19 protein-coding genes are annotated in these 19920 nt (G+C 46.0%); 4 read left to right on the forward strand and 15 right to left on the reverse strand.

Annotated features, from left to right (window positions below; all coding sequences use genetic code 11):
• The first annotated feature begins 477 nt into the window (after nt 1-477).
• The 3 genes from Q0R57_RS13375 (at nt 478) to Q0R57_RS13385 (ending at nt 3508) form a co-directional block, all read left to right on the forward strand.
• Nucleotides 478-951, forward strand: coding sequence for an RNA polymerase sigma factor (locus Q0R57_RS13375; RefSeq protein ID WP_294748704.1), 474 nt, complete (start codon nt 478-480; stop codon nt 949-951).
• Nucleotides 948-1709 (forward strand): hypothetical protein, encoded by a 762-nt coding sequence (locus tag Q0R57_RS13380; protein ID WP_294748708.1) that lies wholly within the window; start codon nt 948-950, stop codon nt 1707-1709. Before Q0R57_RS13375 ends, Q0R57_RS13380 begins: the two co-directional genes overlap by 4 nt.
• Before the next feature lie 65 nt (nt 1710-1774).
• Complete coding sequence (locus Q0R57_RS13385; protein WP_294748710.1) at nt 1775-3508, forward strand: hypothetical protein; 1734 nt, start codon at nt 1775-1777, stop codon at nt 3506-3508.
• Here the strand turns inward: Q0R57_RS13385 and Q0R57_RS13390 are convergent, their stop codons facing one another.
• The 5 genes from Q0R57_RS13390 to Q0R57_RS13410 are packed head-to-tail and all read right to left on the reverse strand — an operon-like array spanning nt 3509 to nt 8913.
• A complete protein-coding gene (locus Q0R57_RS13390) occupies nt 3509-5224 on the reverse strand; it encodes a M6 family metalloprotease domain-containing protein (RefSeq protein ID WP_294748713.1) in 1716 nt (571 codons plus the stop codon).
• A gap of 18 nt (nt 5225-5242) precedes the next feature.
• Nucleotides 5243-6832 carry a peptide chain release factor 3 gene (locus Q0R57_RS13395; protein WP_294748716.1) on the reverse strand — a complete coding sequence of 530 codons (1590 nt, stop codon included), beginning with the start codon at nt 6830-6832 and terminating at the stop codon, nt 5243-5245.
• Nucleotides 6829-7677: a dTDP-4-dehydrorhamnose reductase gene (gene rfbD, locus Q0R57_RS13400; protein ID WP_294748719.1), complete on the reverse strand. Its 849-nt coding sequence runs from the start codon at nt 7675-7677 to the stop codon at nt 6829-6831. Before rfbD ends, Q0R57_RS13395 begins: the two co-directional genes overlap by 4 nt.
• Before the next feature lie 3 nt (nt 7678-7680).
• The gene (locus tag Q0R57_RS13405; protein WP_294748722.1) at nt 7681-8223 is read right to left on the reverse strand and encodes a DUF4924 family protein; all 543 of its coding nucleotides are present in this window, start codon (nt 8221-8223) and stop codon (nt 7681-7683) included.
• Nucleotides 8224-8235: 12 nt separating this feature from the next.
• Nucleotides 8236-8913, reverse strand: a complete 678-nt coding sequence (locus Q0R57_RS13410) for a LysE family transporter (RefSeq protein WP_294748725.1) — start codon at nt 8911-8913, stop codon at nt 8236-8238.
• A gap of 148 nt (nt 8914-9061) precedes the next feature.
• Between Q0R57_RS13410 and Q0R57_RS13415 the strand changes: the two genes are divergently transcribed.
• Nucleotides 9062-10048 carry an ROK family protein gene (locus tag Q0R57_RS13415; RefSeq protein WP_294748728.1) on the forward strand — a complete coding sequence of 329 codons (987 nt, stop codon included), beginning with the start codon at nt 9062-9064 and terminating at the stop codon, nt 10046-10048.
• Nucleotides 10049-10051: 3 nt separating this feature from the next.
• Here the strand turns inward: Q0R57_RS13415 and Q0R57_RS13420 are convergent, their stop codons facing one another.
• The 10 genes from Q0R57_RS13420 to Q0R57_RS13465 all read right to left on the reverse strand — a co-directional run.
• Nucleotides 10052-11272 (reverse strand): S-adenosylmethionine:tRNA ribosyltransferase-isomerase, encoded by a 1221-nt coding sequence (locus tag Q0R57_RS13420; RefSeq protein ID WP_294748731.1) that lies wholly within the window; start codon nt 11270-11272, stop codon nt 10052-10054.
• Between the two features lie 6 nt (nt 11273-11278).
• Nucleotides 11279-11980: a phosphatase PAP2 family protein gene (locus Q0R57_RS13425; protein WP_294748735.1), complete on the reverse strand. Its 702-nt coding sequence runs from the start codon at nt 11978-11980 to the stop codon at nt 11279-11281.
• A gap of 9 nt (nt 11981-11989) precedes the next feature.
• Entirely contained in the window at nt 11990-12739 is a 750-nt protein-coding gene (locus Q0R57_RS13430) for a tetratricopeptide repeat protein (protein WP_294748738.1), read from the reverse strand.
• Nucleotides 12740-12752: 13 nt separating this feature from the next.
• On the reverse strand, nt 12753-14534 hold the full coding sequence (locus Q0R57_RS13435; protein WP_294748741.1) for a BatD family protein: 1782 nt from the start codon (nt 14532-14534) through the stop codon (nt 12753-12755).
• Between the two features lie 133 nt (nt 14535-14667).
• Entirely contained in the window at nt 14668-15369 is a 702-nt protein-coding gene (locus Q0R57_RS13440; RefSeq protein WP_294748747.1) for a tetratricopeptide repeat protein, read from the reverse strand.
• On the reverse strand, nt 15366-16382 hold the full coding sequence (locus tag Q0R57_RS13445; RefSeq protein WP_294748752.1) for a VWA domain-containing protein: 1017 nt from the start codon (nt 16380-16382) through the stop codon (nt 15366-15368). Before Q0R57_RS13445 ends, Q0R57_RS13440 begins: the two co-directional genes overlap by 4 nt.
• 14 nt (nt 16383-16396) lie before the next feature.
• Entirely contained in the window at nt 16397-17413 is a 1017-nt protein-coding gene (locus Q0R57_RS13450; protein WP_294748755.1) for a VWA domain-containing protein, read from the reverse strand.
• Between the two features lie 10 nt (nt 17414-17423).
• Entirely contained in the window at nt 17424-18488 is a 1065-nt protein-coding gene (locus Q0R57_RS13455) for a hypothetical protein (RefSeq protein ID WP_294748757.1), read from the reverse strand.
• A 3-nt stretch (nt 18489-18491) separates the two neighbouring features.
• Complete coding sequence (locus Q0R57_RS13460) at nt 18492-19361, reverse strand: DUF58 domain-containing protein (RefSeq protein WP_294748760.1); 870 nt, start codon at nt 19359-19361, stop codon at nt 18492-18494.
• Nucleotides 19362-19392: 31 nt separating this feature from the next.
• Nucleotides 19393-19920, reverse strand: a 528-nt coding sequence (locus Q0R57_RS13465; RefSeq protein WP_294748763.1) for a MoxR family ATPase, incomplete at its 5' end; no start/stop codon positions are given.

The following is a 19920-nucleotide window of genomic DNA, read 5'->3' on the forward strand; positions in this document are numbered from 1 at the left end:
TCAACTTGATCTAGTCGAAAGACAGAAAACTGACAACCAAAATCAGCGAACTACATGGGTACACCTTGGGTACACCTTGGGTACACCTTGGGTACACCTTGGGTAGAACTTGGGTACAACTTGGGTAGACCTTGGGTACAACTTGGGTAGACCTTGGGTAGACCTTGGGTAAAGTATGTGAAATTCACGACAAAAGTATAAAAAAACTATGATAGTCAATTCAAATCGTCACCGTCAATTTTTCGCTCTAAAACCCTATATTTAAATAACTTACAAACATCTCCGCTGATTTTTAGTGGACACTAGTGTTATTTCTTTATTATATTATTATTTATCATAATACCGATTCTAAAACCTATAATATGTATGATTTTCTATTTGGAAATTATTAAAAAAATAAAAATAATAGATTTCTTGTTTAATATATGAATTCTTCTACGTTATATAATTGAAATGAAACAAAACGAGTTCACATATATGGCAAACGAGATACGGACAAAAGCCGTATCAATAGCTGAGCGATTCGGATTTGCTCAGGACGATGCTGAAGACATCGCGCAAGACGTGATGCTCCGTTTGTGGAGCCTTCACGAGCAGATCAGTGACGCTGCACACCTGAAAGCCTCAGTTGCCATCACCACTAAATGCGTATGCATCGACAAATGGCGCACAGCCCGTCATCATGCTGATATTGGCTATACGTTGCCCCTTGTTGATGAAGATACATTGCACGACCGCCTGGAATATGCAGAATTAGAACGCTGGCTCTACAAACAGATTGACGCGTTGCCATCTACATCGGGCATCGTGTTGAGGATGCGACAGCTGGAGCATCGCGAGCTCAGCGAGATAGCCGAGATACTTGGCATCCAACAAACATCAGTATCCACACTGCTTTCTAGAGCCCGTAACGAATTACTAAACAAACTAAAAAGGAGGAACCAACAATGAAAGAAATGATTGATAAACAGCAAATAGCACAGTTGCTCAGCAAGTTCATGGACGGTGAAACCAACGTGGCCGAAGAACAGACGCTGGCACAGTATTTCCGCACCAACGAGGTAGACGACGAATGGTTGGAGTTTAAGGAGATGTTCGCACTCTTCGATGACGGCAAGGTCGACATCGACGCCGATTCCGACACCTCTTCCAACCTCCAAAAAGCTGATAGCGACAAGCTGCCACAGCAGCCTAAGGCTGTCAGGGAGAAGCCTAAGATAGTGGCTCTGCGATGGCTTGTGGCTGGTATTGCCGCCTGCTTTGCCCTGCTGGTAGTATTCCACTTCAGTCAAAGCTCAGAGCATACTCCCCTATCGGCACAGAACACGGAGGCCCCTACCCCGAATGTTCAGACAAAGCCAGAAGTCATCAGTCCCAATACTGTCACAGAGCAACCGATTGTGGCCCAGGACGAACCTGCAAAACCTGCCGTTCAGCCCACGACTGCCAAACGTCAGAATCATCAGCCTAAGGTCGTTGCTCAAGAAGTGCCTAAAGCCACCGAAGCCGAGAGTCTTGCCGACTGCATCGCCCGTTTGGAGGCCGAGATGGATGGTCTGGATGACAGTGTCAGTGCCGATCAGGTTGAACGACTCATCGCTGCCGATGTCCGCCTGCAACAAATGGTTAATCGCATCGTTGGCAAACAGGTCGAGCAAGCCATGAACGAAATACAGAACGACAGCACTTTGAATTATGTTGCATTCTAAAGAATTGAAGGATTGAAGAATTGAAGAATTGAAAAATTGAAAAATTGAATAAAAAAAATAACAATATGAAACGTCAATTATTTATCATATCATTCCTGCTGATGCCATTCAGCACGCTATTTGTCCACGCTCAGCAGAACAAGCATGCACAGGCCATGCGTACAGTCTTTGTCGAAACGCTCGATAAGAAGTTTCCCAAAAGCATCTCGTCGAAATGGATCCCCACCAACCAGGATAGCGCCAACATCATCTTTACGGCTCTCGATGGCGCCGGTCTTGTTCCTAAGAACAAAATCCATGCGGTGAAGCTTGCAAAAAACAGGGCAAATGTTGGGCCGCTCTATCTCGATGGCTACCGTTTTGAGTTCCGCTATATTCCAAAAGACCCTACCCTACCCATACGTCACATTCTTGATGAGTTCGACAAACAGTCACCCTTTGCCTCCAGCTATTACAGTTATGTGGCTGGCGACGAACAGGCCGTCTTCCCTGGCGTTAGAATAGCTTATGGCGAAAGTGGCGAGACATTCCCGCTTTCTCTTCACCCTACGATTAACGTACGAATCATTGGTTTCAAGGACGACGACGGATTCCGATCCACCTATCTGCTCACGTGGTATAGCTATGATGAGGATAATCCCATCGACAATAAGCACAAGTACTATGCGACAACTGGCCTCATGTATGAGTTCCATTGTCCCAAACTCAATTCAATACCGCAGATTAAGTCCTACGATGACGATGAGTATCTCGACCGCAGCAACACGGCCCTCAGCGTAGCGCAGAACATGCTGTTCGACATTCGCAAAAAAGAGCCAGAACGCGCCAAGGCGCTCGACACCGACACGCTGGCCGAGAGGTTCCAGTACAATTACATCACGATGGCTCAGCAGCTCTATGAAGCCCCTCGGACGTTTAACCTCAAGACCAGCTATGAGGCCCTTCACGCCAAGGTGGCGCTCATGACGGAGATGGGCAGTGCAGCCACTACCACTGAGCAGAAAGCCATCTGTCACACACTCAACAAAGAGGTAGAAAGCTATCCCTTCCAACTCTCATGGCGTCATGCTGAGGAGCTGTTGGATATGACTAAGGAGCTTGCCAAGAATATGCCTGACGACCTGAAGAAGCAGGTCAAAGGTGCCCAGATGATGATTGAAGTGATGCGCAACAAGACCGAGGAGAATGACAGTCTGAGCATCAACGACCAGGAATATCTCAACCGCAACCATTGGAAACTCACCCATGAGCCTGTGGAATACAAGCATTTGGATATGTTCACAGGCCGTGGCGAGCACTATAGCGCTGATGAACAAACGGGTTATATCCACATGAACAGCGAGGACTACAGCGGTGGTGTCCGCTTCGAGAACACCCTCGACAATCTGCGTCCCGGTCGTTATCGTGTATCGGCTGTGGTACGTGCAGACAAGACTATGAGTGGTCACTCCGGCATGATTATCTACGCCAAGGCTAACGACAAGACCGTTAAGAAAGAGATTCCTGCCGATGGCGATAGAGGTGGCAATGTGTGGTTCTCTGCCCTCAGCCGTTTCTCACGCATGGCCAACGCCCACGAGGGTGTCCTGTCACTCGATATCAATAAGGCTACGGCCCACGGCGGACAGGGTTACGGCTGGAACCGCATCTACCTCGACGACATCACCGTACCCAATGACATCACGAACGACAGTCTCACCTATGGTGTCACCGTCGATCGCGACATCGTCCAAAATTACGGTGAGGGCAGTAATTGGTTCTCAGCCTGTGACTTCATTGTTGAACGTATCAGTGATTGATTATTTCACAATCTTACGTCCATTGACCACATACATACCATGTTTTAGTACATTGAGGTCGGTGCCTATATAACGACCGTCAAGTGTGTAAATACCAGTAGCGGTAGTAGGCTGTATATTTTGAGTGATGATGGCATCTTTTATTTCCTGTTCTGCAAGGGTTCGGAAAGACATGGTGCCATCATCATTTTGTGTGATGCCAACGATTGACAAATCCATAAACATGGTGCCTAAAGCATTTTCGTGATACAACTTGGAGGCTGGCTTCGACTTGGGTGTCAGACTGTTGTTATTGCGATAGGGATAGAGGTCTGTTGCCGAAGAATAGGAGTTGCCCTTGTTGTTAGCACGGAAGAAGGTCAGACGCTGGTGATCATTGTTGATGCTGTTATAGTAATCATAGTATTGGTCACCAGGCTCATAGCCATTGACTTCGGCATAGTTTCCTAACGAATTCTCGAAATTCATGTACCATAAGTCCTCATCGTAATCTACATAGGATATCATGAGCCCCTTGCCAGGCGTACTCTTGTCCCACCCGTCTTGCTGGCGACTCTCGATAAGAAAATACTCATCGCTATGGCCACTGTTGACCAACTTATAGGCTTTACCGCCCTTTGATGTTGGAAGAAGGTTGTTGATAAGGGTGTCGGTAGTGAGCTCTATTGGCGAAATCCAGCCCACCACCATCTTCTCGTAAGCTGTATAGTTGGGCGGACAGAATCCATTGCCATTATAGGAGCCGTTGCACATAACATCCCACGTCCCCAAGCCAAACTGGCCACCACCTGAGGTGTCGTAGGTGTCAGGGTATCCCAGACAGTGGGAGAACTCATGACAGATGGTACCGATGCCATCGATAATACCGCTGGCAGACAGCTCGCTGCCACAAGCATAGGTATCAATCGTAACGCCGTCGAGGTGGAGAGAATGCCCCACAGCAGCCGACAGAGACCACTCATGAGGCCAAACAGTATTTTTCTTAGTTGATGCGTTGTCTGCTTCGCCATAGCCGGCATAGATGACATAAACCTGATCTACCTCACCGTCGCCATCCCAATCGTAGTTGGCAAAGTTAATCAGACTGTCAACAGCTTTACAGCCCTCGACAACCATTTCAGCAGGACGCTTATCATAGCCGTAGGAATCGTTCTCACCATAATATTTCATGTTGTGTGCCAGTTGAACGGGTCCCACGACATCGAATGTCAGGGTGAATAGACTATCGCTTTGGTCAATGAAATAATCTTTCACGCTACCCACAAAACCTTCATCACTAACGTAGTTATCCATATTCATGATGTCAGTGAACTTCTCTATCGTGTTGATAGGTTTGAACTTCACATCCGTATAATCCACCAAGATAATAAGTCCTTTGAACTCGCCTATCAGCGTATTGAATTCACCAACACGGTTTGGAGCTTTCTGAGTCAGACGGGAAGCACGACGAGCATTGGACTGTGCCTTACGGAATCGAGCCATTGACAGCAGCTCACTCTGGTCTGCTCTTACAAAGCTGCCATCGCCAATCATCCGATAGGCTGTGCCGTCAGCAGCCTGGAAGAAGTGTCCGTGTTCATCGCCAACGGCCTGAACCCTTACACTTGTACCGTCGGCTAAAGTGACGGTAGTCCATTGTCCAGGTTTAGCAGGAATAGCGAAGGAAACCAAAGAAGTCGTTAAAAGTAATATGCTGATAATAAATATTTTTCTCATATCTATTTATATTAATACTTAAAACTCACTGGTAAAATGAAACTGGATATGTTCGAAGTCTTGCTGGGCCATCTGGAGCACATAACCAGAGTCGGCCAGGAACACATCCCTACCCTCTTTGTCTTTCGCCATATACTGGTACTTACGTTTCTTAAAAGCCTCGAGCTCAGCAGGATTGTCGCTCGATATCCAGCAGGCTTTATAAAGATGTACGGGCTCCCAGCGGCACTTTGCATTATATTCGTTTTCCAGACGATATTGAATAACCTCAAACTGCAGTTGGCCCACAGTACCTATAATCTTGCGATTGTTAAACTGGTTAACAAAGAGCTGGGCCACACCCTCGTCCATCAATTGATCGATACCTTTTTGAAGCTGTTTAGCTTTCATAGGATCGTCGTTCTCAATATACTTAAATAATTCTGGCGAGAATGAAGGCAATCCGCGGAAATGCAACTGTTCACCTTCAGTAATAGTATCACCAATCTTGAAAATGCCACCAGTATCAGGCAAGCCTACAATATCTCCTGGCCAAGCCTCGTCAATTGTACTCTTACGCTGTGCCATAAATTGTGTGGGAGAAGTAAAGCGCATGGTCTTGCCCTGACGCACATGCAGATAGGGCTGATTACGCTGGAACTTTCCACTGCACACTTTACAGAAAGCTATACAAGAGCGATGGTTGGGGTCAATATTAGCAGTAATCTTAAAGATAAATCCAGTAAACTTTGACTCTTCAGGCTTAACCTCCCGCTCCTCTGCCTTGGTGGGACGAGGACTAGGGGCTATCTCTACAAAGCAGTTCAACAGTTCCTGGACACCGAAATTATTCAATGCTGAGCCAAAGAACACAGGAGCCACTTCGGCAGAGCGATAGGTCTCTACGTCGAACTCAGGATAGACGCCATCAACAAGTTCTAAATCTTCACGCAGTTTGTTGGCATCAGTGTCGCCTACACGTTTATCAAGCTCTTCGCTATCGATTTCCACTTCTACCTTTTCCGTAACACGCTGTTTATCAGGTGTAAACAGGTCAAGTTTCTGTTCATAGATGTTATACACACCCTTGAACTTGGCACCCTGATTGATGGGCCACGACAAGGGACGTACCTTGATTTCTAACTCCTGTTCCAGTTCATCGAGCAGATCAAAGGGGTCACGGCCCTCACGATCCATCTTGTTGATGAAGATGATGACAGGCGTTTTTCGCATGCGGCACACGTTCATCAGCTTGCGTGTCTGGGTCTCAACACCTTTGGCGCCATCGACTACGATAATGGCGGAGTCAACGGCAGTAAGTGTACGGAAAGTATCCTCGGCGAAGTCCTGGTGACCTGGGGTATCAAGTATGTTGACCTTATATTCAATGTCTTTTCCATCAGGCGTATAGTCAAACTCCATCACAGAGGTCGACACTGAGATACCACGCTGCTTCTCGATTTCCATCCAGTCACTCGTGGCGGTCTTCTTAATCTTATTGTTTTTCACTGCGCCAGCCACTTGGATCTGTCCGCCAAACAGCAGAAACTTCTCGGTCAGAGTGGTCTTACCGGCATCAGGGTGCGAAATAATCGCAAATGTTCTTCTTCTATCTATCTCTTGATTCATAATTTCTCAATACATTCTTTAAGGCTATCTTCCCAGTAAGGAATCTCAATATGATATGTATGTTTTATTTTGGTCTTGTCGAGCACGCTATAGTGCGGACGAGCGGCTGGTGTAGGATACTCCGAAGTGTGTAACGGACGTACATGACAGGTAGAGATACCTGCCAAACGATGGATAGCTTTGGTAAAGTCATACCACGAGATAACGCCCTCGTTGGAAAAATGGTATATACCAGATATGACGCCTTGATTCAAAGCTGTAAAGATAGCCATAGCCAAATCGCGAGCATAGGTCGGTGTGCCAATCTGGTCAAAAATCACACCCAATTCAGATTTCTCGTGGCCTAAACGAATCATCGTTTTCACGAAGTTATTGCCAAAGGTACTATAAAGCCATGCTGTGCGGATTATCATTGCATTCTTACAATTTGCCATCACAGCCTGTTCACCTGCCAACTTTGTACGTCCATACACACTATTTGGGCATACTATATCTGTTTCCACATAAGGCTTATGGTTAGTACCATCAAACACATAGTCGGTAGAAATCTGGATCATCCAGCCACCACGCTTTTCAATAGCTGATGCCAAGAAACCTGGTGCGACAGCATTGAGCATTTGGCATAAATCCACATTATCCTCGGCCTTGTCAACAGCCGTATATGCAGCGCAGTTCACGATACCGTCAATGCTATGTTCCATTACAAAACGCTCTATAGCCTCGCTGTTTGTTATATCCAGTTCTGCCACATCCGTATTATAATATGTGTGCTGGGGATTCACTTTCTCCAGCAGTTGCATCTCATTTCCCAGCTGACCATTACAGCCTGTTATCAATATATTCATATCTTAAAACTCCAGAGGTTCTTCTTTGTCTTTCTTATAATAATCACTTAACATACCTATGAAGGTTGACACCTCTTTAACGGCATGTGCAGTATTAGGAGTAATCTCTTTCTTCTGTAAGCGAAGCATCATGACACCATAAAGCAGATTCATGCATGTCTCTACCTCACCCTCTTCCTTATTGGCGCCACGATTACGTAGCTCGACGATGAAAGGCAGAACCTTATAGTATTCCGCATTATAGAACGGATATTTAGGTGAGCTGAGTAACTGATGATGCAGTTCCGACAGCATCTGCAGCGTAACTTTGTTAATCTGCAGATGACCTTGCTCACGACAACCTTCCTCGTTCATCATCTTGATAAGGTTACCAAACCAGTCGACCTCTTCCTCCTTTTGTTCCTCAGAATAATCAAAATGATCAATATACTCACGTCTGATACGCGACAGGGAACAGCCGAAGGCGCGTATGGTGTCCTCTACCTGCCACATATAGAGCAGGTATTCCGCAATGTTATTCTTACGTAATTCCTGTGCTATAAACATAACTAAAAGTTGCTAGAAAATATTATAAAGATGTAGGCTGGTGAGGGTAGACAACAGAATAATCACACTACCGAGAATAACCAGCATGCCAATAATCTGATTTATAATCTTAATGCCGTTTGTATCAAATTTTGTGCGAACCTTATCAACTAACCATGTAAGCCCCCACCACCATAACAGTGCGCCAGCCACAATACTGACAAAACCTATCACCATTTCAATAGGTTTGTCTGGCTGAAGACCAAAGGCAAACTGGGCATAGAGTGCCATAAAGAGGAAAATAATGAGGGGATTGCTTAGCGTAACAAGGAAAGCCGTAATACCATTATGCGTCAGCGTACCCTTGTTCTGCCCAGGTTTACGCATTTTCTTCGTTGGGTCCGTACGATAGGTGTACAAACCAAAAGCCAGCAACAGCAGACTACCTACTATTTGCAAATAGAAACGATTGGTGTCGTTGCTCACAAAATCTATCACGAGACCCATACCAAGACCCGTGATGCCCGCATAGATAATATCACTCAAAGCAGCACCACAACCAGTGATAAAACCATACCATCGGCCTTTGTTCAGGGTGCGCTGTACACAAAGCACGCCAACAGGTCCCATCGGTGCAGAAGCAATAATACCAATGAGTAGACCCTTGAATACGATGTCCAGTATATTCGGAATAGTGTTAACAACGAACATATCGAGTGCAAAGGTACGCTTTTTTAGGGAGTTATTGGACTTAATACGAGTTAAAAGGAGTTAAACCGTTTTAGTTTTACCGATAATGTTGTAACTTTGCAGCAAACAAGATAAAATTATTAACACAAAAGACCACATTGCTATGAATATGAATGATCAAGCAACAATGAAGCCATATGTTATTGGCTTAGATCTTGGAGGAACAAACTCTGTTTTCGGTATTGTTGACTCGCGTGGCGATATTAAAGCTACGACAGCCATTAAGACCGGTGGATATACCAATGCAGAAGATTATGTAGATGCATGTGTCACAGCTTTGCAGCCTATCATTGAACAGGTGGGTGGCTTAGAGACCATCAAGGCGATGGGTATTGGTGCACCAAATGCAAACTATTACACAGGCACCATAGAATATGCACCCAATCTACCTTGGGCACACAATGGTGTAGTGCCTCTGGCTAAGATGTTCAGTGATAGATTAGGTGGTATCCCTGTGGCCATGACTAATGATGCAAACGCTGCTGCCATTGGTGAGATGGTATATGGTGTAGCTCGCGGCATGAAGAACTTCATCGTTATCACCTTGGGAACAGGTGTAGGCTCTGGCATCGTTGTCAACGGACAACTGCTCTACGGTAGTGATGGCTTCGCAGGCGAACTAGGGCATGTGACAATGGTTCGTGGAGAGAAAGGAAGACTCTGCGGATGTGGGCGCACAGGTTGTCTAGAGGCATATTGCTCGGCCACTGGAGTGGCACGTACAGCTCGCGAGTTATTGGCAACCACCGATCGTCCTTCACTTCTGCGCGACCTGAATCCAGAAGAAATCACCTCACTTGATGTGAGTATCGCTGCTGGAAAAGGCGACGAGTTGGCCAAAGAGATATATGAGTTTACTGGCAAGATGCTGGGTGAAGCCTGTGCCGACTTCGCAGCATTCTCATCACCCGAGGCATTTATCTTCTTCGGTGGTATGGTGAAAGCCGGCGATTTGATTATGAATCCCATCCGTGAGGCTTACGATGCCCATGTATTGAAAATATTCAAGGGCAAGGCAAAATTCCTAATCAGCGGACTCGACGGTGCTTCAGCAGCTGTGTTAGGTGCCTCTGCCGTAGGTTGGGAAATACAATAATCCTTAAGGAATCAACAACGAACTATCGCCATAGCTCAGGAATCGGAAATCATGAGCTATGGCGTAGTCGTATATCTTATGCCAGTCGCCACGAACGAAGGCACTGACCAACAGCAACAAAGTGGATTGCGGCTGATGGAAATTCGTAACGAGCATCTTCACAATTTTATAGTCATAACCAGGAGCTATAATAATCTGAGTACTTGAATGTAATACAGAAAGGTGATTACGGTCCAACCAGTCAATCAAAGCTTGGATGGCACTTTTTACATCAGCCGCATCACCTCCCTCATCTTCATACGGTTCCCATTGGTTCACGTGAAGATCACCTTCCATAACATCAGGATTCTTTAGCACTTTGCATCCCATGAAATAAAGACTTTCAAGGGTACGTACGCTAGTAGTACCAACAGCAATGGCTTGACAATCGTGAGCAAGCAGTTTTTCTAATGTCTGACGGCGCACACTGACATATTCTGTGTGCATCTCGTGTCCCTCTATCTCTTCGCTCTTCACGGGTTTGAAGGTACCGGCACCCACATGAAGTGTCAACTCTTCTCGATCAATACCATGATCATCGATTGCGCTAAGAACCTGAGGCGTGAAATGAAGACCTGCCGTAGGGGCTGCTACGCTGCCTTTTATCTTAGAATAAACGGTCTGATAAGTAGTCTTATCACTTTCTTGTGTCTCGCGATTCAAATATGGTGGAATAGGTAGTTCACCCATTGAATCAAGAATCTCTGCAAATGAAATCTGAGGGTTGTCCCATTCAAAATCAATACGATGACTTGTGCCGTGAAGCGGCCCGCGTACTGCAGTAAATGTCAGTTTCTCATTACCAATAGTCCATGTTCTTGTCAGTTTCCCCTCTTTCCATTTCTTGAGATTACCCACTAGACAATACCATGAGCAATGACTGCGACTCTGGAACATCAGTTCATAGTCTGAAGGCTCTGCTGGTTCTAACAGGAACACTTCGATTAGTGCACCTGTTTCCTTACGAAAGTGCAGTCTAGCCTGAATAACCTTGGTATTATTGAAGACCATCAATGCTCCCGATGGCAAATGGTCTGGTAAATTACAGAATGTATCCTCACTTACCTCACCTTGATTATATACTAGCAGCTTTGATTGGTCACGCTGTGCAAGCGGAAACTTAGCTATACGTTCGTCTGGAAGATTATAGTTATAATCACTGATATGTATGTGTTTTGTATCCATGTTAAGTTAAAATAGTATCATGAAACAGGACTTGAAGATGGAATAGAGCAGCGTTAATACCATGATGCTGATGACAACATTAACGTCAGACAGTTGATAGCCTGTTGTTGTATATTGTGAAGAAATAAATCCAAGCGTGTTACCCATGCGCTTTCTGATGCTTTGATGCAGGAACCAGATGCCAGTACCGACAAGACTCCCCCATAAGAGACCGCACATAATATCTAATGGATAGTGTACTCCAAGATACATACGCGTCCAGCAATTGATTAGAGACCATATTATCAAAGCTGTAGTCAACACACGACTACGGACAAGTAGCGAGAAGAAGATAGCTAAACTGAACGTATTGGATGCATGCGACGAGAAGAATCCATAATTGCCGCCGCGATAGCCGTTCACCACGTCAACCATCATAGCAATTTCTGTATCGCGAGCAGGACGCCATCGTGCTACCTCTGGTTTTACAAACAGGTCGTTCAGAGAGCCGGCAAAGAACACACAAAGACCTGCAGCCGCCAGAATCAACATTACACGCTGAAAGTTATCATTATTCTTCAACACTAAATAGAACATCCCCAGATACATTGGTATCCAGGTCGATGCCGTTGTAAGCGTCTTTGCTATTCCGTCGAGGAACAGCGAGTCGCTACCATTGAACCACAACAGCAGTTGCTTGTCAAATTCTATCAGTGCAGACCAGTCCATACTATTGTGTTAAATAATCTCTATTTGTGTTACTTCCACCCATCCTTGCTTGCCGTCAGGCACTCTAATCTCACACCAGTCGCCAATGGAATTGTCGAGCACAGACACCTTTGTACCTTCGTGAAGAATAAAGAGGTCTGTACCATTCTGTGCTGGTGTGCTCTTAACAGGAACTGCCGATTCAATGATGATAGCACCATCTCGATTGTCAACTATCTGTTTCTGTTGCCAAGCAAACACATTAGCCAGAACGAAACAAACGACCATAATGCCACAACCGAAGAATCCTACCTTTCTCAACCATATTGGCGAGGAGAACAGATAAACCAACGCCAGGATGATAGCCAATGCCAAGAACCCTAAGGAGGCGTAAGCCCATCCGTCAATGCTCAGTCGGTTTACTATAGAGAGATACCATGTAACTAGGAAGAACTCTGACTGTGGCACAATCTTGTCAACTGTCTTGCTACGAGCCAACTGCAGGTTGAAACGGATATCATCATCTCCAGGCGACAACAGCTGTGCGCGTTCGTAATTCAATACGGCATGTGTGATGTCATCCATTCGATAATAGGCATTCCCCAGATTGTAAAAAATATCGGCATTCGCAGCACCTTCTTTTATCAGTTCCTCATATTGACTAATAGCCTGCTGATAGTTCTCGTTAACATAAGAACTGTCAGCATCAGCCTTGGTGACGGCCATAGCCGTCACGATGTAAAAATTAAACAATGAAATAATGATTATCAATCGCTTCATAATTATTACATTCTTAATTTTTTGATTTAATTGTTCCAGCAATCTGAGTAATAGCAGTCATAGCCATTTGGTAAACCTTGTTCATATTACCCTTTGGATCGCCTGGGGCATATCGTTCGAACTCACACTCGTCAATAGCTTCGATAAACTGTTTGACTGTCTCGGCATTGACATTGCGCTCTGTTAAGCGGTCGCTGATATTATCGCGTGATAACTGCTCTACAGGGATGTTCAGTTTGTCACCCACATAACCCCACAAAGCACGCAAAGTCTCATCATAGAATTCACCAGGTTTGTTGTCTTTCATCAACTTGGCAGCTTTCTTCAGACGCTTTACTGCCACCTTATTCGCTTTCTTGCCACGAGTTTTCACCAAGTCAGCATTTTCAATCGCACGCTGACGAAATACTACAAACAGCAGTATGAACACAAGAACCAGAACAGCCAGGGCAATCCAGTATAACGTAGAAGCGAAGAACAGGGAGCCCTCCGACTGCATGTTGACATTGCCTAACTTAATATATCGGATATCATTAGCCAACATCTGGATATCCTCCTGACTGCCGCCATAGCTTTGAACAGTAGTCTCATCGCCATCCCCCTTGGCAACTGCTAAATCATAGGCTTCAGACGTCAACGTCTTATACTGTTTTTCTTTCGTGTCGAAATAAGTAAACTCTACAGGAGGTACATGATATTTTCCCTGATGACGGGGAACTGCCAGATACTCATAAATCATGCTACCCTCCAAGCCACTGGTGGTCAATCGGGTCTTGTCCGTTACCTTCACATCATAGGCATCAAAATCTTTGGTAAACTTCACCTCTGGTGCTTTCATCAGCTTCATGTTACCAGTACCCGTGATAGTAACGCGAATGGTGAGTGGGTCGTTGGTTTTCAGCTCCGTTTTGTCAATCTCTGTTTTCATAGAGAACTTACCAACGCCGCCAGAGAACCCCGTAGGACGAGTTGGCAGTGGGTCAACCTCGATATTAACACCAGGAGCCTGAATCTGCTTCTTTACTTCGATATAACCAGAACCACCATTGAAGAACGCCTCGAAGGGATCTACGTTGCGGTTCTGCTGTAATACGATACCATTGAATGTAATGGGAGGCACCTGCAGCTTGCCCGACATCTGTGGAAACATCACATACTGACTCCAGGTCACAGTCTTATAGTTACGACCGTTGAATTGCTCAATCTTAAAGCTTTTCTCCTGAGGCAATGGAATTTCCTGTGTATGGAAGCCTTTCAGGTCGGGCATCTTTCCCTCCAGCTGTGTCAAGGCTACTAACGTATATACCTTATATGTCAGCAATACAGGTTCCTGTTCATAGACTCTCTTCTTAGAGGCGCTGACCTGAATAAAAAGGTCGGAACCGCTGATAGTACTGCCAGCAGAACGCAACTCTTCCTGCTGCTGTGGTCTGCCACCCTGGGCTCGTCCGCCATTACCCTGTGCCGTTCCTGATACCTGTATCTTCAGTGCATTCGATGATATCTGACTGCCATCAACATTGATAGTGGCAGCAGGAATAGTAAACGTACCGTTCTTCAATGCCGAGAGAATATAGGTATAGGTGACGCTCGACGACTGTGTGGTACGGCCATTCACCATAGAGAAGCTCGATTGTGTGGATGTGCTTGGTCCCATCAGAATCTCAAAGGCGTCTGAGGGAATCTGACCGATGTGGAAATTAGACACATCCTGCGAGTTAACAGTATATGTCAAGCGAAACTGCTGACCAACTGCCACCTGTTGCGGAGCATTGGCTTTCAGCGTCTGCGCCATTGCCGATAAAGGTAAGAATACAAGAAGGTAAAAAGGTAAAAGCCATTTTACCCATCTATTATTTTCTACCTTATTATTACTATTAAGTACCATTGTTCTTATCCTTTATTTATATACTTTTTACCTTTCATCATTACCAATTCTTCTCTATACGTCGACGTTTCGACTGTTGTTGCTTGGCTTCTTGCATACGCTGTTGCGTTTGTTTCTCTTGTTGCATAGCGGCATTCAACAACTGCTCAGCATTCTCTTTACTCATCGGAGGCTCCTGTTGTTGCTGTTGCTGCTGTTGTTGTTCTTGTTCCTGCTGCTGTTGTTGCTGATCTTGCTCGTCCTGCTGTTGTTGTTGCTGACTCTGACCACCATTGCCATCATTCTTTAGCTGGCGCTGACAGAGCACCAGGTTATAGCGTGTCTCGTCATCATTCGGATTATTACGAAGCGCTTCCTTATAGGCTTCGATGGCATTTTTAAAGTCATGCGCTCCCTGCAGCACCACACCCATGTTATGATAGGCCTGTGCCTTTCTGTAGGGATTCGCCTCCTGTTGGGCAGCAGCCTTAAAGTAGTTAATCATCGTATCGCGCTGGTTCTCCTGAACATTTCTCCAGGCGGCAGGAAACATCGATGTTGACAAGTTATATAGGGCACGAGCATTTGTTGTGTCAGCACGCACCGCCTTGACATAGTCAACAAGTGCTTCCTTTCGTTTATCAGAACGGAACAAGGTATTACCCTTACGGATATGCTTGCGAGACTGTCGGTTATCGGCAGAAACCGTAGCAGTACCTATAAATGTTATAATCAATATCAATATCAGTTTTGATAACTTCATCTTTTGAATAGTTTAATATTCTTCAGTAACGGATTCTTACGATCCATGATACATATCTCGAGAATCAACAGTATCAAAGCCATCAGGCCAGCATACTGAAACAACTCCTCATAGTCGCTATAGATGATGGTTTCACCCTTTTCCAGTTTGTCGAGTTCCTCGTCCAGCAGACGCTGTGCACTCGAACTGTTATCTACATGAATATAGGCACCGCCACCAGCCTGTGCTATCTCACGACACATCTGTTCGTTCAGTCGCGACATCACCATATTACCTTGATTATCTGTCATGAAGTTGCCAGTCTGCGGGTCAGGTATAGGTTCACCCTTCGTAGAACCGATGCCCAGCATATAGATATTGAATCCCTGTTCGTGGGCATCTTTCGCAGCTTCCATCGCCCCACCCTCGTGGTCTTCACCGTCGGTAATCACAATGATGGCCTTACCCACATGCTCCTGTTGTGTGAAGCTGTGCGATGCCATATTAATAGCTGCTGCGATATCAGTACCCTGATTGGCAATCATTGAAGGGTCTATGCTGCTGAGGAACATCTTTGCCGACACATAGTCGCTGGTGATAGGCAACTGCACAAAGGCGTCACCTGCAAAGACAATCAGTCCCACCTTCGAATCGGTAAAATCCTCTATCAGATTCTCTACCATCATCTTTGCACGATCCAGTCGATTGGGCGATACGTCTTTGGCTAACATAGAGTTACTGACATCAAGTGCAATGATAGCTTCAATACCCTGACGCTTGTCCTGACTCACACCATTTGCCTGCTGTGGACGTGCCACCATGATAATCAACATGGTCAATGCCAGTTCCAGTAGCAGGAACTTCACCAGTGGACGCCAACGAGAGACATCAGGCATCAGCTGACGTAGCAGCTCTGGGTCGCCAAACTTACGCAGGCGTTTCTTCTGATTAAAGTATGTGACGAAGCGGATGATGCCTAACAGCAGCACCACCAGCAACAGCCACAGATATTCCGGATTTTCAAATCTATACATCTCTTACTTTATTTTCAAGGAATCCTCCTAAATATAGTTATTCTAAGAAGAATCTCAAGCATCAGCACAAGTAATGCTCCTAAGGCATAACGCTGATAGTCCTCATAGCGACGACTGTAGCGCTGTACCTCAATCTTTGATTTCTCCAACTTGTCAATCTCCTTATATATCTGACGCAACTCGTCTGCATTCTTGGCACGATAGAACTTACCATTTGTGGTACGGGCAATGTCGGTAAGGGTCTTCGTGTCAATCTCAACTGGAATGTTGACATACTGCACACCACCGCCTACACTCAAAGGATAGCGTGCCGTTCCGTTACTGCCTACACCAATGGTATAGACGCGGATGCCAAGACTATTGGCTATTTCAGCAGAGGTCATAGGCGACAGGTCTCCGCGGTTGTTGCTACCGTCAGTTAGCAGGATGACAACACGACTAGTAGCCTTCGAGTCCTTCAGTCGGCTTACGGCATTGGCCAGTCCCATACCGATGGCAGTACCGTCCTCAATCAGTCCTCGTGCCGCAATATCGGTACGCACATTCTGAAGTAGCGACAGCAGCGATGCATGGTCGATGGTCATCGGACACTGGGTAAAAGCCTCGCCAGCAAAAATGGTCAGTCCGATGTTATCGTTCGGACGTCCCGCAATAAACTCTGCGGCAACATTCTTGGCAGCTTCAATACGGTTCTGAATATTGTGCGAGTCATCGCGCAGGTCTTCTGCCAACATCGACGTAGAAACGTCCATCGCCAGCATGATGTCAATACCTTCGATGCTCTCGTTCTGCAGATTGTCATGAGTCTGCGGACGTGCCAGCGCCACCACCAGCAAAGTGAATGCCGCGATGCGCAAGAAGAGTTGCAGTGGCATCAGCATTACCTTCCAACTGCGCGATGCATATTGGAAGGCAAATGTGTCTGCCATCCTTATCGTAGGCTCATTTTTCTTCCTGAACATCAAATACCATAATATATAAGGTATGATGAGCAGGAGTAGAAAAAAGTATTCTCTATTAGCAAATTCCATCTTTCAGTTCCTAAATTAAGTCGTAGACGCAGTATGCTATATAACCAAACAGCACGACGCAAACAAAGCAGACCACTCCAATAGACACCTTCAATGCTATGCGGCTGTTCTTTGTACGTTGCTCTTCGGCAGTAAGCTGCGGTTTAACCATCTGCTCGTTGACAGGCGTCTCTATCTTAGTCTTGTTAATAAAGTCCACAGCACTCACCAGGTTGGCATCGTTCTCGTTAATCAGCGTAGAGTACTTGGCAAACTTCACCAGGTCGGCAGTCTGGAACAGTTGACGCAACTCGTCCATCATCTGTGGGTCGTCATTACTCATCAGCTTGTCGATAATTTCGCTACTGGTCATCTCCATAGCATTGAAGCCGTATCGCTCTTCAATGTATTTACGCAGCGCCTCTGTCAGACGGGTATAATACTCCTTCGGGTCTTCTGCCGTCACCATGTGCTCGGCCTTGATCTCCTCAATAGCCTTCATTGCCTTCTGATGAGGCAACAGTCGCTTGACAATACGGATACGTGCGATAACAGGTTTGTTATCACGAAGACGCAAATAGAGATAATAGCCCAACGCCATGAACACCAAAAGGATGACACTCATCCAGAAAGGCTCGGCCCAGTCGTCCAGCTCCCAGTCAAAGGGATTGTCCTGTACATCCTTCGGACCGAAATACTCCTCATAGTTAGTGGTGTCCACATCTACCGTCAGTACTTTCAGCGCCAACTGGTTGGTCTTATACTCCTGATCGTTCACCTTAATCACCATCGGACGGATGTAGTAAAGGGTATCTTCGAACGACGTGAGTACATATCCGCGTTGATGTTTCACCTGACCGCCTTCCACCACCTCATCAGGTATGTCGATAGCTCCCAGAAACTCTACTCCCTGCGGGAAGTAAGCCTCTTTAGGGAATTCTACTGTGGCATTCTCATCGGCAGTAGCAGAGACAGTCAGTTGCACTTGCTGTCCCACCAGCATCTCTACAGCGCTGATGCTCGACTCCACTTTTACCTGTGCTGCGATGGTCGTAACAACAAATGACAACAGATATGTGATGATTCTTCTTTTCATTTACTAACCACGTTGTTTAAACAATCCCATCAGCGACTTCACATAGTCTTCATCTGTGGCAATGCTGACGCTGTCTACATTACTTTTCGTAAAGGTCTCCTTCAGGTCGGCCTGTTGCTTCTGCCAGTAGCGTTTGTACGACTCGCGCAGCTTCTTGCTGCCCGTATCGACATACTGCTCATAGCCCGTCTCGCTGTCAACAACCTTCATCAGACCCACATTAGGCAACTCACAGGCACGTTTGTCGTACACCTGAATAGCCACCACATCATGTTTCCTGTTGGCAATGGTGAGTTGCTGCAAGAATTCCTGACGGTCGAAGAAGTCACTCAACAGGAAGGCCGTACAACGACGCTTGCTGACACCCGTGAGAAACTCGATGGCCTGTGCCACATTTGTACGTCGACTCTCGGCATGAAAGTCCAGCATCTCGCGGATGATGTAAAGGATATGCTTTCGTCCCTTTTTAGGTGGGATATATTTTTCTATCTTGTCAGAGAAGAACACCACACCAATCTTATCGTTGTTCTGAATAGCCGAAAAAGCCAGCGTGGCAGCAATCTCAGTGACCATATCACGCTTCAACTGCTTCTGTGTACCGAAGTCCAGTGAGCCGCTGACGTCGATGAGTAGCATCACCGTCAACTCACGCTCTTCCTCAAACACCTTCACATAGGGTTTGTTGAAGCGTGCCGTCACGTTCCAGTCAATATCGCGCACATCGTCGCCATACTGATATTCGCGCACCTCAGAGAACGCCATTCCCCTACCCTTGAAGGCCGAGTGATACTGACCTGCAAAGATATTGGAACTAAGACCGCGAGTCTTAATCTCAATCTTCCTGACCTTCTTGATGATTTCAGATGTTTCCATCTTTAATCTTTAATGATTAATATTTAATGTATTAGGGTACTTCTACCTTGTTGATAATCTTGGAAACAATCTCCTCGCTGGTCACATTCGAAGCTTCTGCCTCATAGGTCAGACCAATACGATGACGTAGCACGTCGTGAGCCACAGCACGCACATCCTCAGGCACCACATAGCCGCGACGCTTGATGAAAGCGTAAGCACGCGAAGCCTTAGCCAGATTGATGGAAGCACGTGGTGAACCGCCAAACGATATCATATCCTTCATGTCCTTCAGACCATAGCGGTCAGGGAAACGTGTTGCGAAGACGATGTCGGCAATATACTGCTCAATCTTCTCGTCAATATACACCTCGCGCACCACCTCACGAGCCTTCAGTATCTCGTCTGAGGTAGTCACAGGCGTCACCTTGGGCAGACCCTCGGCAATATTCTCGCGGATAATCTTCTTCTCTTCCTCCAGTGTGGGATAGTCAATAACCACTTTCAGCATGAAACGGTCCACCTGGGCCTCAGGCAGCGGATAGGTACCTTCCTGCTCTATCGGGTTCTGTGTAGCCAT

This window comes from uncultured Prevotella sp. (genome assembly GCF_946407605.1).
Lineage (GTDB): Bacteria > Bacteroidota > Bacteroidia > Bacteroidales > Bacteroidaceae > Prevotella.

Coding starts and splice junctions, on each gene's coding strand:
- Q0R57_RS13435 (WP_294748741.1), bottom strand. CDS start 14,534: ATGGCGCAGACGCTGAAAGCCAATGCTCCGCAACAGGTGGCAGTTGGT.
- Q0R57_RS13440 (WP_294748747.1), bottom strand. CDS start 15,369: ATGAAGTTATCAAAACTGATATTGATATTGATTATAACATTTATAGGT.
- Q0R57_RS13405 (WP_294748722.1), bottom strand. CDS start 8,223: ATGTTTATAGCACAGGAATTACGTAAGAATAACATTGCGGAATACCTG.
- rfbD (WP_294748719.1), bottom strand. CDS start 7,677: ATGAATATATTGATAACAGGCTGTAATGGTCAGCTGGGAAATGAGATG.
- Q0R57_RS13445 (WP_294748752.1), bottom strand. CDS start 16,382: ATGTATAGATTTGAAAATCCGGAATATCTGTGGCTGTTGCTGGTGGTG.
- Q0R57_RS13375 (WP_294748704.1), top strand. CDS start 478: ATGGCAAACGAGATACGGACAAAAGCCGTATCAATAGCTGAGCGATTC.
- Q0R57_RS13380 (WP_294748708.1), top strand. CDS start 948: ATGAAAGAAATGATTGATAAACAGCAAATAGCACAGTTGCTCAGCAAG.
- Q0R57_RS13410 (WP_294748725.1), bottom strand. CDS start 8,913: ATGTTCGTTGTTAACACTATTCCGAATATACTGGACATCGTATTCAAG.
- Q0R57_RS13395 (WP_294748716.1), bottom strand. CDS start 6,832: ATGAATCAAGAGATAGATAGAAGAAGAACATTTGCGATTATTTCGCAC.
- Q0R57_RS13450 (WP_294748755.1), bottom strand. CDS start 17,413: ATGGAATTTGCTAATAGAGAATACTTTTTTCTACTCCTGCTCATCATA.
- Q0R57_RS13425 (WP_294748735.1), bottom strand. CDS start 11,980: ATGGACTGGTCTGCACTGATAGAATTTGACAAGCAACTGCTGTTGTGG.
- Q0R57_RS13430 (WP_294748738.1), bottom strand. CDS start 12,739: ATGAAGCGATTGATAATCATTATTTCATTGTTTAATTTTTACATCGTG.
- Q0R57_RS13420 (WP_294748731.1), bottom strand. CDS start 11,272: ATGGATACAAAACACATACATATCAGTGATTATAACTATAATCTTCCA.
- Q0R57_RS13385 (WP_294748710.1), top strand. CDS start 1,775: ATGAAACGTCAATTATTTATCATATCATTCCTGCTGATGCCATTCAGC.
- Q0R57_RS13415 (WP_294748728.1), top strand. CDS start 9,062: ATGAATGATCAAGCAACAATGAAGCCATATGTTATTGGCTTAGATCTT.
- Q0R57_RS13455 (WP_294748757.1), bottom strand. CDS start 18,488: ATGAAAAGAAGAATCATCACATATCTGTTGTCATTTGTTGTTACGACC.
- Q0R57_RS13460 (WP_294748760.1), bottom strand. CDS start 19,361: ATGGAAACATCTGAAATCATCAAGAAGGTCAGGAAGATTGAGATTAAG.
- Q0R57_RS13390 (WP_294748713.1), bottom strand. CDS start 5,224: ATGAGAAAAATATTTATTATCAGCATATTACTTTTAACGACTTCTTTG.